Raw genomic sequence first — 15,269 nt, forward strand, 5'->3', positions numbered from 1 at the left:
GGCCGCACCGAGGTCCCGCCCTTAGGGGCGGAGCCCTGATGGGCCAACCGAATGATCAGGGAAAACATCCCCAGCTGGCCGATCCTCACGAGGCATCGCAGCAGCCACGCTGGGAGCGACGAACCCGAGTCGGGGAGGTTCACCATGTTCGAGACCACGATGACCGCCATCGCCGCCGCCATCGCGATGATCGCGCTGCTGCTGATGGCGCTGAGCTCCGTGCTGCAGGACCTGCTGGAGAACTACGGCGAGCGCAAGCGCCGCGAGAACGGCTTCACTCCTGGGGCAGGTCCGTGCCCAGACAACGGCGGCTCATCCGGGCAAGAACGTCGTAGCGGGGGCGATTTCGCTCTTCTGGAGACGCGTCCCGCTCAGCTGCGGCCGGTTCCCGGCGGCCGGTTACCCGCGCCTCCGGCGCTGGTCGATCGTCCGATCCGGTTCTGGCTCGGCGGGCCGCGGCCTTGCTGACCGTGAACGCGGGCGCGGACCCGCCGGGACGGCGTCCCGAGCGCAGCCATTCGAGCCGGTGCAGCGCTTCGCTGTGGTGATCGGTGATGGTGACGCGAGCGGCGTCGAAGGAGTGCAGCACGGCGCGGTTGATCTCGACGATCGCCCGGTCCCGCCACAGGCTGCGCTCGGTGGAGGTGTCCATGCCCAGCCGTTCGGCGACCTGCCGGGTCAGACCGTAGGCGTGGTCGTCGGCCAGGCCGCGGGTGCCGATCTCGGTGCCCACGAACCAGGTGTTGAACGGCGCGGCCGGGTAGCGGATCCCGCCGATGAGCAGCTGCATGTTGCTGATCAGCGGGACGCTGTGCCAGCGCAGCCCGAGTTCGCCGAACCAGCGGTGGTCGGGGTGCTCCAGCGGGACTTCCTGGACGACGTCGCGGGGCACCGCGGCGAGCGTGACGCCCTCGTGCTCGGTCTCGACGACCAGCGGTAAGTGGTCGAAGGGGCCTCGCTGCGCCGGGGGTTTCCAGCCGAGGCTCTGCGCTGTGGCGGTGAATCCCTGGTAGCGGGCGTCGCCGAGGACACCGCCGTCGGCCAGCGAGTACCCGGCGTAGCGGACGACCTGCTCGTTCCAGATCCGGGGGCCGGACGCCTCGGGGGTGTCCGGGGCGAAGACGGTGATCAGCGGCTGGATGCGGCCGGCGTTGGTGGCCAGCCGCAGGTGCTCGAAGCACTCGCCGGCGATGGCCGAGGCGTTGCGCAGGCCGCGCAGGTCACGCACCTTGAGCCGTCGCCAGGGCAGGCCGCTGGTGCACCAGCCGCTGTCGCGGAGCGCGACGCGGGCTCCGTAGGAGAGTTCCGCGGTTGTGTGCCGGTAAGTGCCGGTCTCGGCGATGCTGCGCCGCACTTCGGCGAGCCGTTCGCGGAGGGAACCGGCTTCGGGGTGGGCGGAGTGGAAGGAGCGCAGGAAGTCCTCGGCGGCGGTTTCCGACGGGCTCGTCTGGCTCGGGATGAGTTCCTCGCGAATAGCCGTCACGCCGTGCGAACGTAGTCGCGAAACCTGCTGCCTGGGCAGCTCAGAGCCGTTCTCTTTCCGGTGATCTTGAGCCGCCACGAACAGGTGGCCGTTGACGCGATGTAACTAGTTTCGACGCGATTGACGGAATCCTTGATCGACCATTCGAGTGAACATCTCGGCCGATCAAGGATCGCCCATCAGGAGTCAGACCCGCTCGTAGATCAGGTCGTGGATCTCGCGGCCCTCGTCGTGCGCGCGGTTCTCGAACTTCGTCACCGGACGCCAGTCGGGACGCGGAGCCCAGCCGCCGGGCTCGCCGGCGTAGCGGTTGCTCAGCTGCGACTCGGCCTCGCAGACCTCGCGCATCTGCTCGGCGTAGTTCTCCCAGTCGGTGGCCAGGTGCAGCACGCCGCCGGGGCGCAACCGCGACGTGATCAGCTCGACCGACTCCGGCTGGACCAGGCGGCGCTTGTGGTGGCGCTTCTTCGGCCACGGGTCCGGGAAGTAGATCCGCACCTCGTCCAGCGATCCCGGCTCGACGTGGTCGCGCAGGAGCACGATCGCGTCGCCGCGCAGCAGGCGGAGGTTGGAGACCTCCAGCTTCTCCGCGCGCAGCATCAGCTGGGCCAGACCGGGCTTGTAGACCTCGACCGCTAGGTAGTTGACGTCCGGCTGAGCCGCGACGAGCTGCGCGGTCGTCTCGCCCATGCCCGAGCCGATCTCCAGCACCACCGGCGCGGAACGGCCGAACCAGGACTCCACGTCCAACGGGCCCTCGGGCAGCGCGGTGACGTCGGAGCCGAGCTCCGCCCAGTGGCGATCCCAGGCCCGCTGCTGGCCCACGGTCATCCGCTCGCCTCGCTGGACGTAGCTGACAACGGTGCGGCGGAACGGAACCTGCTGGTCAGAGGAATTCACGAGGAAGAATTATCGCAAACCGGCGGCGGCCCCCGACCACCGCGTGTTCGGCTACCGGCTCACCACACCTCGACCTGCGGCAGCAGGGAGAGCAACTTGGTCGTGCTGGTCGGCACGGGCAGCGGCTCCTCGTCGCCGTAGGCGGGGACGACGTTGAGCCAGCCCTCGTGCTCGTCGGTCAGGACGACGGTGGTGGGCATCTTCACCGAGCCGCGGTCGGACGGGGCGTACTCCCAGTACCCGGCTTCGCTGGTGCCGACCCAGGGGACGAAGACCCAGCCGGACCGTGCCGAGAGCACCGCGTGCACCTGATCCTCGATCTGGAACGCCTCGGCGCGGGAAGCGAGGTCGCCGCGGTCGAGCGCGCGCAGCCACCAGGGCGCGGGCAGCCGGCGCTTGGCGCCGTTGAGCTTGCGGAAGAGCTCCAGGACCTGCCGCTCGGAAGCGGTGTGGATCCAGCTGCGCCGGAGCGATGCCGGTGTCGCGGCTTCGGTGGCCGGCGGGTGGGCTTCGGTCGCCAGCGACCACTCGAGCCGCGGAACCGGCTCCAGCTGGACGTCGTTGCCGGTGCGCTTGGCGCGAACGCCACCGCGCGGTGCGTCGATCAGCACACGCTCTTGTGAAGACGTTGCGCGCTCTTGCGAAGACAGCATGTGGCCCACTCCTCTTGTGGTGGAGATAGACGCGAGCTGAAGTACTCGCCCACGGCCAGCGCATGCCCCCAAGCGACGCTGGTTGCGGGACACCTCTACTTATGCCTTACCACAGCCAAACCGACGAATGAGACAAGCGTGTAAAATGTGATTGCAATCACAGGCAAAACTCGTTCGGTTGACCTAATAGGCGCTGGCTCGACAACGGGAGCCGTGGCGGTTGGAGTAGAGGCGTGCCGGATCAGACGTTCCAACGCGTGGAGATCAACAGCGGAGTCGTCGTGGGCCTCGACATCTCGGCCTCGTCGCTGCGAGCCCTCGTCGTGGCCGCGGAGGAGGCCGAGCGCCGCAACGCCGTGCTGCACGTCGTGCGGGCCTGGAGCATGCGCACGGCGCCGCGTCCTGCCGACTGCCCGCCCAACGCGGTTCCCAGCACCGAAGCGTTCCAGCAGGAAGTGGAGCGGGAGACGGCGAAGATCGTCGCCGACAAGCTCGGCGACCCGCCGAAGGTCCCCGTGGAGATCCACGTGGCCCACTCGCCCTCGCCGCAAGCCCTGCTCTCGGCGTCCCGGGGCGCGGACCTCCTGGTCGTCGGCCACCGGGGTCGAGGCGGGTTCTCCGGCCTGATGCTCGGATCCGTCGCGGAGCAGTGCGTCCGCCACGCGGCCTGCCCGGTCCTGGTCGTGCGCCCGATGGTCTAGCGGCTGTCAGGAATGCGGCCGTGGCCGCACGTTTCAAGTGTGGGACTCAGCTCGCACCGCCGCGGGTCCTCAGACGTCGTCTGGAGAGGACGCCGCGACGCCGTGTAATTGGCATACATCAGGAGTGGCTCCCGGGCCCAGGCGGCGTCTGAGGTTCCGCCACCCGCACCGCTGAGCGAAGCAAGACCCCAACGATCCACCCGAGAAATACTGAACGAAGTGGGCTGCGCCGGACGTGGAAAGCGTAGAAAGCACAGGGCCCCGGGCCATCCCCCGAATGACAGCCCGGGGCCCTCCCCCGTCCCGACCGCCGGCGCCCCCGAGCGCTACTGCAGTCGGTCGTCTTTGGTTGTGCTTCAGCGTTCTCGAATCACCGGGTGATCCGCCGCTGACGCGCCGTGTCCAATGTGACCCGGCGCGATCGGCGTGCCGATGGCGACCGCTCGATCTTGCGAGTCGATCCTATCGGTCGGCGTGATCAGACTCTCGGCCGGGCTCGGTAACGTTTTGCTATCCCGGGCCCAGCTGGGGATTCCCGATTTGATCAAGGCCTTTCGGAGTCATGATCAAATCCGCTGGTCAGGCATCGCGCCGGTGCGTCACGGCCAATCCGATCAACCAGACACCCACCGTGACCGCCGCGAAGTACGCGAGCGCTCCCCACGGCCCCAGCGGCATGTCGATGGCCATGTTCCCGCCGCCCTTGAGGAAGTGGTCGGCCATCACGAAGGGCATCCACTGCTGGATGTCCTGCCCGACCTCGGGCACCAGCGCGATGAGGCTCTCCACCATGAGCGACCACAGCAGCAGGATGGTCACCGCGCCCGCGGTCTGCCGCACCAGCATCCCGACGCCGACCGCCAAGATCGCGGAGAACGCGAACACCGGTCCGACACCGGCGATCTCGCGCCACTGCTCGGCGGTGGTGATCGCCAGGTCCGAGCTCGGCTGCAGCACCGTGGAGATCGCCCACGAGCCGAACGCGCCGATCTCGCCGATGATCAGCGCCAGCACCGCGACGACCGCGGTCTTGGCCAGCAGCACCGCGGTTCGGTTCGGCACCGCCTGGAAGGTCGCGCGGATGGTGCCGAACCGGTACTCGGTGGTGATCGCCAGCGCGGCCAGCACCAGCGTGACCATCAGCCCGAACTGGTAGCCGAACTGCGTCGTGCTCAGCGACATCCCGTCGGAGACGGCGGCGATCAGGGCGGTGAACCCGATCGGCAGCGCGAGGGCCAGGAACATGCACCACCACGGGGAACGGGTGGAGAAGAGCTTCATGCGCTCGACGGCGAGCAACGTCATCGGGCCACCCCCTGGGCGGTCAGCTCGGTCGCCTCGCCGAGCGTGGTCTGGTATTCCACGGAGTCGCTGGTCATCTGCATGAACGCGTCCTCCAGCGAGCCGCGCTGCGCGGTGAGCTCGTGCAGCACGATCCGGTGCTGCGCGGCCAGCTCACCGATCTGCTCGGTGGTCGCGCCGTAGATGACCAGCCGGTCGGCCTCCGAGGAGCGGACGGTGATCTGCTCGTCGCCGAGCAGCCGTTGCAGCTGCGGGGCTTCCGGCGAGCGCACGAGCACCGAGCTGCTGCCCGCGTTGTCGACGAACTCGGCGGTGCTGCACTGCGCGATCAGCTTGCCGCGGCCGATGACGACGAGCTCTTCGGCCGTCAGCGCCATTTCCGACAGCAGGTGGCTGGAGACGAAGACGGTGCGCCCTTCGGCGGCCAGGCCCTGCATGAACCGGCGGATCCAGTGGATGCCCTCCGGGTCGAGGCCGTTGACCGGCTCGTCGAAGAGCAGCACCTCGGGGTCACCGAGCAGCGCCGTCGCAAGTCCCAGGCGCTGCGACATGCCCAGCGAGAACCCGCCCGCGTTGCGCCGGGCGACGTCGGTGAGGCCGACCTGCTCCAGGACCTCGTCGACGCGCTGCATCGGGATCCCGTTGGAGCGCGCCATCCACCGCAGGTGCGCGCGGGCCGAGCGGTTGGGGTGCACCCACTTGGCGTCCAGCAGCGCGCCGACGGTGCGCAGCGGGTTGCGGAGCTCGCCGTAGCGCTTGCCGTTGATGCGCACTTCGCCGGAGGTGGGGTTGTCCAGCCCGAGCATCATCCGCATCGTGGTGGACTTGCCCGCGCCGTTGGGGCCGAGGAACCCGGTCACGTGACCGGGTTTGACCGTGAACGACAGGTCGTCCACCGCCACCTTCTGGCCGTAGCGCTTGGTGAGGCCACTCGCCTCGATCATGATCACTCCTGTTGCTGGGACGCGGAGCCGTGCCGGTAGTAGTGAATCGACTCCGAGGATGACGCACCTCAGGGTTCTCCCGGAGCGGCACCCCGGTCCCGCTTCTCCGGTCCACAGTGGACTTCCAGGGCGGATCGCGGACTGCCGAGCCGCGAGCTGCGAGAACGGGCGCTCAGGCGAAGAGGCGGTCGAGCTCGACGGCGAGACCGTCCTCGGCGACCGTGCCGATCGTGTCGTCGGCCGTGGCGCGCAGGTCCAGGGGTGCCTGGCCCATCGCGACGCCGCGGGCCGCCCAGCTCAGCATCTCGAAGTCGTTGGTGCCGTCGCCCGCGGCGAACGTGCGACCCGCGGCGATGCCGAGTTCGGTGCGCAGCTTCTCCAGCGCCGCACCCTTGGACAGGCCCTCCGGGACCACGGTGACCCACGGCTCGTAGGTGTCGACGGAGATCGTGCAGCTCGGCAGCCGGACGCCGGCGAGCGTCTCGGCGAGCTCGGCCGGGTCGTGCTCGGTCCACTCCGCGATCAGCCGGGGCACCGGGTGCGCCGTCAGCTCGTCGATCGGGGTGATCCGCTGCGGGCCGTGCAGCTTGTCCGGGTCGAACGGGGCGGAGACGAGGTTGCCGACCCCGACGTCCTCGGCGGCGAAGATCGCGCCGGGCAGGTGCTCCTGCAGCGCCCGCAGCACCGGCGTGGCGTCGAACGAGGCCACCGAGACCGGCTCGCGCCGGGCCACGTCCACCAGCACGGAACCGTTGGAGCACAGCGCGAACCCGCTGGTCAGGCCGAGTTCGTCGAGCACGGGCGCGGTGCCGAGGAAGGCGCGCCCGGTGGCCAGGACCAGGTGCGCGCCGGAGTCCACCGCGCGGCGCACGGCGGCCTTGACGGCGTCGGAGATGGTGTCGGTGTCCGGGTTCAGCAGGGTTCCGTCGATGTCGAGGGCGACGAGGTCGGGCTTGAAGTCAACGCTCACGCCCGCAGGTTAGGGCCTGCGAGATAGTGCTCTGCTCGGCGGTGCGGGTGGCAGGACCTGAGCGGTTCCGCGAACTCCGCGCACCGCTCCTTGAGTATGTCGATACGCGGCGGCGCGGCGTGCTCGCCACGAAACCGCTCAGAACCTGCGGCGGTGCGAGCCGAGTCCCACACCTGAAGCAGTGGCTCCGCCGCGTCGGGTGAACCGGTCGCCCATCGTCCTCTGTGGACTTCGACCGGCGGGTCGGTGGGACGTGGCAGGATGGTGCGGGCGGATTCCCGGGAAGTCCGGAATGTCTGACTCCATCGAGAGGGCACCTTGAACACGGCACCCGAGCAGCAGAGCTGGGCAGGTCCGTTGTCGGCCGCCGTCGCCCGGCTGTGCGCGGGGCTGCAACCGCAGCTGTCCGACAAGACCTCCGAAGGTTTCGACGAGGTGCTGCGCAGACTCGGCGCCCCGCTGCAGGTCGCCGTCGCCGGCCGGATCAAGTCCGGCAAGTCCACGCTGGTCAACGCCATGATCGGACGGCGGGTCGCGCCCACCGACGTCGGCGAGTGCACGCGGCTGGTGACCCGCTTCCAGTACGGCACGGTCGACCGCGTCGAGGTCGTGTTCCACGACGGCCGCAAGCAGGCGATCCCGTTCGACCCCGGTGGCGGCATCCCCGCCGACCTGGGCGTGGACTTCGACGAGGTTTCCCACCTGGAGGCCTACCTGACCAATGCGGTGCTGCGCGATCTCACCGTGATCGACACCCCGGGACTGGGGTCGCTGGACTCGGCCTCGGTCGCGCGCACCGAGCAGGCGCTGGGCACCCAGCAGCTCGACCCGGTCTCCCGCGACGCCGTGATCGGCGCGGAGGCCGTGCTCTACGTCGTCACCCAGGGCGTTCGCGCCGACGACGAGCAGGCGCTGGCCGCCTTCACCGCCGCGACCGCGAGCCGCGAAGCCGGCCCGGTCAACGCGATCGCGCTGCTCAACAAGGCCGACATGATCGAGGCCGACACCGTCGACGGCGCCGACGACGACGTGTGGAAGGCCGCCGAGATCCTGGCCACCAAGCAGTCGGAGCTGCTCAAGCCCAAGGTCGCCGACGTGCTGCCGGTGATCGGGCTGCTCGCCGAGACCTCCGAGACCGGCGGCTTCACCGCCCCGGACGCCGAAGCGCTGCGATCGCTGGCCAAGCTCGACGAGGCGACGCGGGAGACCTTGCTGCTGTCGGCGGACCTGTTCACCAGCTGGGAGTGCGACGTCCCGGCGGGCACCCGCACCCACCTGCTGGAGCGAATGGACCTGCACGGCGTGCGCTGCGCGCTGGACGCGCTGGACGCCCAGCCAGACATCACCGCCGGTGAGCTGCGGCGGCGGATCCGCGACGCCTCCGGACTGGCGTCGGTGCTGGGCCGGCTGGACTCGGTGTTCCGGGCGCGCGCCGACGGCATCAAGGCCGCGGCCGCGCTGGCGTCGATCACCGCGCTCGCGCAGTCCTCCGGTGACCGCGACGAGCGCCAGAAGGTGCACGACGCCATCGAAGGGCTGCTGGCCAGGCCGGAAGCCCACCAGCTGCGCGTGCTGGAGGCGTTGACGCTGGTCGCGGCCGGGTCGGTGGAGATGCCGCCGGACCTGGCCGAAGAGGTCATGCAGGTGGGCGGCAGCACCGACCCCGGCGAGCAGCTCGGCCGGCCCGAACTGCCGCAGGCCGAGCTGACCGAGCTCGCGCTGGAGCGCGCCAACTGGTGGCGGTCCTTCTCCTCCTTCGGTGCCACGCCCGCGCAGAGCCGGGTCGCGCACGTGGTGCACCGGGCCTACTTCCTGATCTGGCAGCAACTGCGAACCAGGTGATCACCGTGCGGGGCTGGCGACGACCGAAGAAGTCACTCGGAAGCGGAACCGAGCACCTTTCGGGTTCGTCTGTTCTCCCAGAAGCCGGTGATCCGGCTTGCGACGCTGCCGCCGATCAGGGGACAGACATGACCGCCGTGACCAGCGAAACCGTCATCGATCCGCTGGAGCAGGCGCTGACCGACCGCGCCGCCCTCATTCAGCTGTGCGTGTACGCGGTCGACCGCGCCCGCAGCGCTGGAGTCGCCGAACGGCTCGCCGACGGGCTCACCAGCATCGGCGTGGCGCCGCTGCGGCCCGACGGGCAGCGCTTCGACCCGGCCTTCCACGAAGCCGGCGGCACCCTGCCCACCGACGACCCCGCTCTCGACGGCGTCATCGCCGAAACCGAGCTCCTCGGGTTCGCCGACCACGACCGCGTCCTGCGGGCCCCGGTCGTCACCGTCTACCAACTCCGCACCTGATCCGGGTACCTTCGACGCTCGTGGTGCGCTCCTCCACCACCTGCGAGAGTCGACCTGCGAGAACGGAGAGGACGCGCATGACGGCACCCGGTGTTGCGGTCGCCGCTGCGCTTCCCCAGCAGGTCAAGCAGACCCGCGACAAGCTCCTGGGGTTCCTGCGCGAGGCCGACCCCGCGGCGTGGGAGTGGGTCGAGCAGGTCCGCCGCAGTCGTCCGGCCACGCCCAGCGTGGTGGTCGTCGGCGAGACCAACCGGGGCAAGAGCTCCCTGGTCAACGCCCTGATGGAGCATCCGGGGCTCTCGCCCGTGGACGCCGACGTCGCCACCGCCACCTACCTGCAGTTCGAGCACGACGAGCGGTGGACGGCGCACGCCTGCTACCCCGGGCAGCAGGACCCCGTGCCCTTCGAGCTCGACGAGCTGCCGAACTGGACCAGCGCGGGCCGCGAGCTGCCCGAGGGGCAGCTGCCGCCGCGCTACGTGCGCGTCACCGCGCCCCTGGACGCGCTGGCCGAGCTCACCGTGGTCGACACACCCGGCGTCGGCGGGCTGGAGGAGCTGCACGGCGAGCTCGCCCGCGAGGCGGCCGTGTCGGCGACCGCGCTGCTGTTCGTCGTCGACGCCTCCTCCCCGTTCACCCGCGGTGAGCTGGAATTCCTGCAGCAGGTCGGCGAACGCGTGGAAACCGTGCTGTTCGCGCTGGCCAAGACCGATCAGCACCGCGGTTGGCGGCAGGTGCTGGCCGAGGACCGCAAGCTGCTGGCCGAGCACGCGCCCCGGTTCGCCGAGGTGCCGATCTTCCCGGTCTCGGCCCGCATGCACCTGCGCGCCGCGCAAGCACCCGAATCGGCCAACGCGGCGCTGCTGCGCGAGAAGTCGGGCGTGGTCGAACTGCGCGACGAGCTCGAACGGCTCATCGCCGGCCGGTCGGCGATGCTCGGCGAGGCCAACACGATGCGCGCCCTGTCCAGCGTGCTGGGTGAGCTGACCGCGACCCTGGAGGCCGAGAAGCGCGCGCTGACCGTCGGCGAGGACGAGGCCGAGTCGCTGCGCGCCCGCCGCGACGAGCTCAGCACCGCCCGCCGCTCGTCGACCCGGGGCTGGCAGGTCAAGCTGCGCGGCGAGATCCAGCGCACCCGGGTGGAGACCAGCCACGAGGTCAGCCGCCAGGTGCGCGACGTGCAGAACTGGTTCCGCCGGTCCATCGACAACGCCGGGCGCAAGGACATCAACGACCTGCCTCGACAAGTCGACATCGCGCTGCAGATGGCCTCCACCCGCATCGCCACGATGCTCTCGACCAGGCTCGCGGCCGTGGCCGAGCAGGCGCTCAACGACCTGTTCTCCGCCGAGGAGCTGGACGTGATCCGCTCCCAGTTCGCGCGGGGCGTGCAAGCTCCGATCGCGCTGCGCCCGCCGGACAAGCGACCGCCCACCGCCGAGGACAAGCTGCTGGTGTTCATGGGCGTCTCCGGCGGGCTGGGCGTGGGCCGCGCGGCGGCGATGCCGCTGGCCGGGCTCGGGGTCGCGGCGCTCAACCCGGTCGTGCTGCCGGTGACGATCGTGCTCGGGCTGGGCGCGGGCTGGTGGATGGCCCGCACCCGCAAGCACGCGGCCGACAAGCAGCACCTCAAGCAGTGGCTCACCGACGCCATCGCCGACGCCCGATCGGCCCTCGACCAGCTCGTCGCCGAGCAGCTCATCGAAGCCGAGCAGCAGCTCTCGCTGGCCCTCGACGACGCGCTGACCAGGCGGATCGAGGCGATCGAGGGCGAACTCCGCGACGTCGACAAGGCCCTGAAGATGGACGCGGCCGAGCGCAGCCGCCGCCTCCAGACCGTCGACCGCCGCCTCACCGAGTCCACCACCGGCCGGGAGCGGGCCGAACACCTCCTCGCCGGCATCAGGAACCTCCGCGACACGGTGTCCTGACCCACCCCGGCCACCCGGAGGACCCGGAACACGTCCGTATTCCGCCACCTGATTACGGGCGTATTCCGTCGACGGATTACGGACGTATTCCGTCACCCCCGCGCACGACGTGCGGTGTTCGGGGTCAGGAGAGCGGGTTTTCGAGGTCTGAGTGGAAGGCGCCGAGGTCGGTGGAGCTCGCGCAGTCCGGTTCGCCGTCGACGACCGGCGGGCCTCCGCTGTCGCCGCCTCCCGCGGTGGAGCCGTCGATCGGTCGCGGGTGCGGAGGTACTTCGCCAGGTCGAAGGTCATCGCGTTCAGCCCGTCCTCCCCGCGGGCGCGCAGGCACGGCTGATCAGGCGGCTCCACATCCGGACCTACCTCGAAACCCTCCACCGATCACCACCCCGGAGACCTCCACCGCTCACACGAACCCCCTCACGATCACCTCCAGGCAGCCCAGAGATCCCGCTTCTGACGCCACCCACGTCTCTGACCTCGCACGACCGGCTGGTCTTTCGGATTTCCACTGAATTCGGGAACCGGACTTCAGTGGAAATCGGGGACCGGACTTCCACTGAAATCCGGTTCCCGGGCGACGAAACGGGGGTCCTGGGCGATGGGTGGTTCCTGGAGGGAACCCCGGGGCTCTACGCTGCGTCCAACGGCTTGCAGGTGAAGGCGGCGGAGGGTGCCGACGTGTACATCGAGGAGACCGGCGCTGGGGACGGGGACATCAAGGTCACCGTCGACGGCGAGGAGTACACCGCCGAGGCCAACTACGACCTCGACGGCGACGGCTTGGACGAGACGGTCGCGGTGATGACCGACGACGGCTACGTCGCCTACATCGACGAGAACGCCGACGGCCACGCGGACCTGATGCAGTCGATCAGCAACGAGGGCCAGGTCCGCGACCAGGCGCGATTCCACGCCGACACCGGCGAGTGGACCGCCGAAGCCCCCCACCAGCACCCGGGCGGTGCCGGTGACGGACGTCCGGACGACGGCAATCAGATGGTCATGGACACCCCGCAGGGCGACGTGCAGGTCGGGCCGGCGACCGAGGACACCAACTCCGACGGCATCGCCGACACGGCGGTCGTGCAGTCCGAGAACGGCAACACCGTGCTGGTCACCGACGTCGACGGCGACGGGTCCGCCGACCAGGTCGTCGAGATCAGCCAGACCGGAGACGTGACCATCTCGCACCACACCGGCGACGGCGAGTGGACGGTCGTCGAGCAGGGCCAGATCGGCGACAACGGCCAGTACGCCCCGAACGAGTTCGCCTCCGCGACCGACGACGCGACCTGGACCTTCGACGAGCCCGAGCTCCAGCCGAAGCCCCCGGCCCCCGCCCCGGCTCCGGATCCGGCCGCGGACCCCGGTCTTCCGGCGACCTGCGAGGGCGAACCGTCGCGCCCCGCGAAGGACGACTCCTGGGTGTGACGCGGCGTCGCACAATTCGCGACGGAATGTGATTCCACCACCCGCCCGTGGCCTCATTCTCAGGCCATCGGGCGGTTTTTCATCTCAGGGCTCTGCATCCGGCAACCGCCATTCGGCGGCTATCCACGGTTCACCGGTCGTTCGCACTCGTGTCCGCTTCGCCGGAAAATCTGGCATCCCAGGCAGGACCGGCGATGAGATTTCCGGGAGCACCCGGAAGGAAATGCGAACTGAATCGATTCCCTTATCGTTCCTGTGAGAGAACCGACAACCCCGATCTTCATTGCGCGCCGTTATCCCCGTTAGCCTCGTTGCATCCCTTTTCCACTTCGCCCGGCTCTCCGGGCCGGGCGAAGCTTTCCCTGCAAACGTCGGCGGGCGGGCCCGTCGGCGAACAATCCGGGCTGTGGCGCCCAGTCAGGAGACACGTCGCGATGACCGCAGTGACCATCCCCGGTCTCGACCAGGCCCCGACCAAGCACGAGCGCCTGTTGTCGTGGGTGCGTGAGGTCGCGGAGCTGACCACACCCGATCGCGTGGTGTGGTGTGACGGTTCGCAGGACGAATGGACGCGGCTGACCGACCGCCTCGTGGAGGCCGGCACCTTCAAGCGTCTCGACAAGAAGCCGAACTCGTTCTACGCGGCGTCCGACCCGTCCGACGTGGCGCGGGTCGAGGAGCGGACCTACATCTGCTCCGTCGAGGAGAAGGACGCCGGGGTCACCAACAACTGGATGGACCCGGCCAAGATGAAGGCCACCATGACCGAGCTCTACCGGGGCTCCATGCGTGGTCGCACGATGTACGTCATCCCGTTCTGCATGGGCCCGCTGGGCGCCGAAGAGCCGAAGCTGGGCGTGGAGATCACCGACTCCGAGTACGTCGTGGTCTCGATGCACATCATGACGCGGATGGGCGCGAAGGTGCTGGAGCGCCTGGGCACCGACGCCAAGTTCGTACCCGCCCTGCACTCCGTGGGCGCGCCGCTGGAGCCGGGCCAGGAAGACGTGCCGTGGCCGTGCAACGACACCAAGTACATCACCCACTTCCCCGAGGAGCGGATGATCTGGAGCTACGGCTCCGGCTACGGCGGCAACGCGCTGCTGGGCAAGAAGTGCTACTCGCTGCGCATCGCCTCGGCGATGGCGCGCGACGAGGGCTGGCTCGCCGAGCACATGCTGATCCTCAAGCTGATCTCCCCGGAGAACAAGGTCCACTACATCGCGGCCGCGTTCCCCTCCTCGTGCGGCAAGACCAACCTGGCGATGCTCCAGCCGACCATCCCGGGCTGGAAGGTCGAGACCCTCGGTGACGACATCGCCTGGATGCGCTTCGGCGAGGACGGCCGCCTGTACGCGGTCAACCCCGAGGCCGGCTTCTTCGGCGTCGCGCCGGGCACCGACGAGCACACCAACCCGAACGCGATGCGCACCATCGAGAAGGGCAACTCGCTGTTCACCAACGTCGCGCTGACCGACGACGGTGACGTCTGGTGGGAGGGCATGGGCGGCGAGACGCCCGCGCACCTGACCGACTGGAAGGGCAACGACTGGACCCCGGACAGCGACGTCAAGGCCGCGCACCCGAACTCCCGCTACTGCACACCGATGTCGCAGTGCCCGATCCTGGCGCCGGAGTGGGACGACCCGCAGGGCGTGCCGATCTCGGCGATCCTGTTCGGCGGGCGCCGCAAGACCACGGTTCCGCTGGTCAACGAGTCGTTCAACTGGCAGCACGGCGTGTTCATGGGCGCCACCATGTCCTCGGAGACGACCGCTGCGGCGGCCGGCCAGGTCGGCGTCGTGCGTCGCGACCCGATGGCGATGCTGCCCTTCATCGGCTACAACGTCGGCGACTACCTGCAGCACTGGGTGAACACCGGCAAGGACGCCGACGCCTCCAAGCTGCCGAAGATCTACTATGTGAACTGGTTCCGCCGCGACGAGTCCGGCAAGAAGATCGTGTGGCCGGGCTTCGGCGAGAACTCGCGCGTGCTCAAGTGGATCGTCGAGCGGATCGAGGGCAACGCCGCCGCCGTGGACACCCCGATCGGCCGCGTTCCCTCCGCCGACGAGATCGACATGTCCGGCCTGGACACCCCGGTCGAGGACGTCGAGATCGCGCTCAACGTCGACGCCGACGAGTGGAAGGCGGAGCTGCCGCTGATCCAGGAGTGGTTCGACACCATCGGTGACGACCTGCCCACCTCGATGCGCGACGAGTTCGAGGCCCTCAAGCAGCGCCTGGGCTGAGACCTGGGCGGGCGGCGGTACCGGGTCGTCGTGGGAAGCCCCGGTACCCCACCCGTTTGACGCGGACGTCAATCGTGCGCGTACCCGAAGCGGCGCCTCCCCTCTCGCGAGGGGAGGCGCCGCTTTCGCGTTGTCGACGGCAGCCGAGCAACCGACCGCCCCTCGCGCGCGTCTTGAGGACATCTGCGATTGCGCAGCGGCCCATCGGACGAGGGGGTCTCATGGCCGGCTTGGCATTTCTGGTGCTGTTCCTGATCGCCGCGGCAGCGGTGCACGTCTCGCTGCGGCTCGACGGCGACAGCGCGACCGTCCCGATCGAGAGCGACGACCGCGATCGAGCGGCGTCCGTCGAGCGATGACCGGCGAGGCCGGGTGGCGCGAGAACGGCTGCGCGCG

The 15,269-nt window shown here is 69.6% G+C and carries 13 protein-coding genes; 7 read left to right on the forward strand and 6 right to left on the reverse strand.

Annotation, left to right across the window (positions count from 1 at the left end):
• Positions 1-274: 274 nt before the first annotated feature.
• The 3 genes from E1181_RS01645 to E1181_RS01655 all read right to left on the reverse strand — a co-directional run bounded on the left by E1181_RS01645 (position 275) and on the right by E1181_RS01655 (position 3,036).
• Positions 275-1,483: a nitric oxide synthase oxygenase gene (locus tag E1181_RS01645; RefSeq protein ID WP_132672036.1), complete on the reverse strand. Its 1,209-nt coding sequence runs from the start codon at positions 1,481-1,483 to the stop codon at positions 275-277.
• Positions 1,484-1,669: 186 nt separating this feature from the next.
• Positions 1,670-2,314: a tRNA (guanosine(46)-N7)-methyltransferase TrmB gene (trmB, locus tag E1181_RS01650; protein ID WP_408008991.1), complete on the reverse strand. Its 645-nt coding sequence runs from the start codon at positions 2,312-2,314 to the stop codon at positions 1,670-1,672.
• Between the two features lie 128 nt (positions 2,315-2,442).
• The gene (locus E1181_RS01655; RefSeq protein WP_235875646.1) at positions 2,443-3,036 is read right to left on the reverse strand and encodes a hypothetical protein; all 594 of its coding nucleotides are present in this window, start codon (positions 3,034-3,036) and stop codon (positions 2,443-2,445) included.
• Between the two features lie 233 nt (positions 3,037-3,269).
• Between E1181_RS01655 and E1181_RS01660 the strand changes: the two genes are divergently transcribed.
• A complete protein-coding gene (locus E1181_RS01660) occupies positions 3,270-3,737 on the forward strand; it encodes a universal stress protein (RefSeq protein ID WP_235875648.1) in 468 nt (155 codons plus the stop codon).
• A 579-nt stretch (positions 3,738-4,316) separates the two neighbouring features.
• Here E1181_RS01660 and E1181_RS01665 read toward each other — a convergent pair.
• The 3 genes from E1181_RS01665 to E1181_RS01675 all read right to left on the reverse strand — a co-directional run bounded on the left by E1181_RS01665 (position 4,317) and on the right by E1181_RS01675 (position 6,953).
• Positions 4,317-5,042, reverse strand: a complete 726-nt coding sequence (locus E1181_RS01665; RefSeq protein WP_132672038.1) for an ABC transporter permease — start codon at positions 5,040-5,042, stop codon at positions 4,317-4,319.
• Entirely contained in the window at positions 5,039-5,983 is a 945-nt protein-coding gene (locus E1181_RS01670; protein ID WP_132672039.1) for an ABC transporter ATP-binding protein, read from the reverse strand. The genes E1181_RS01665 and E1181_RS01670 overlap by 4 nt, the downstream gene beginning before the upstream one ends.
• 172 nt (positions 5,984-6,155) lie before the next feature.
• Entirely contained in the window at positions 6,156-6,953 is a 798-nt protein-coding gene (locus E1181_RS01675) for an HAD hydrolase family protein (RefSeq protein ID WP_132672040.1), read from the reverse strand.
• Positions 6,954-7,271: 318 nt separating this feature from the next.
• On the opposite strand from E1181_RS01675, the gene E1181_RS01680 reads away from it, so the two are divergent.
• From E1181_RS01680 to E1181_RS31225, 6 genes are all read left to right on the forward strand, one after another.
• Entirely contained in the window at positions 7,272-8,795 is a 1,524-nt protein-coding gene (locus E1181_RS01680; RefSeq protein ID WP_132672041.1) for a dynamin family protein, read from the forward strand.
• Positions 8,795-9,259: a nucleotide exchange factor GrpE gene (gene grpE / locus E1181_RS01685; protein ID WP_372448818.1), complete on the forward strand. Its 465-nt coding sequence runs from the start codon at positions 8,795-8,797 to the stop codon at positions 9,257-9,259. Before E1181_RS01680 ends, grpE begins: the two co-directional genes overlap by 1 nt.
• Positions 9,260-9,336: 77 nt before the next feature.
• Positions 9,337-11,190: a dynamin family protein gene (locus tag E1181_RS01690; RefSeq protein ID WP_132672043.1), complete on the forward strand. Its 1,854-nt coding sequence runs from the start codon at positions 9,337-9,339 to the stop codon at positions 11,188-11,190.
• 678 nt (positions 11,191-11,868) lie between these two features.
• A complete protein-coding gene (locus E1181_RS01695) occupies positions 11,869-12,621 on the forward strand; it encodes a DUF6802 family protein (RefSeq protein WP_207921956.1) in 753 nt (250 codons plus the stop codon).
• 434 nt (positions 12,622-13,055) lie between these two features.
• On the forward strand, positions 13,056-14,873 hold the full coding sequence (locus tag E1181_RS01700) for a phosphoenolpyruvate carboxykinase (GTP) (protein WP_132672044.1): 1,818 nt from the start codon (positions 13,056-13,058) through the stop codon (positions 14,871-14,873).
• 221 nt (positions 14,874-15,094) lie between these two features.
• On the forward strand, positions 15,095-15,232 hold the full coding sequence (locus tag E1181_RS31225; RefSeq protein WP_165944481.1) for a hypothetical protein: 138 nt from the start codon (positions 15,095-15,097) through the stop codon (positions 15,230-15,232).
• Positions 15,233-15,269 lie beyond the last annotated feature (37 nt).

Source organism: Saccharopolyspora terrae (assembly GCF_004348435.1).
GTDB lineage: Bacteria > Actinomycetota > Actinomycetes > Mycobacteriales > Pseudonocardiaceae > Saccharopolyspora > Saccharopolyspora endophytica.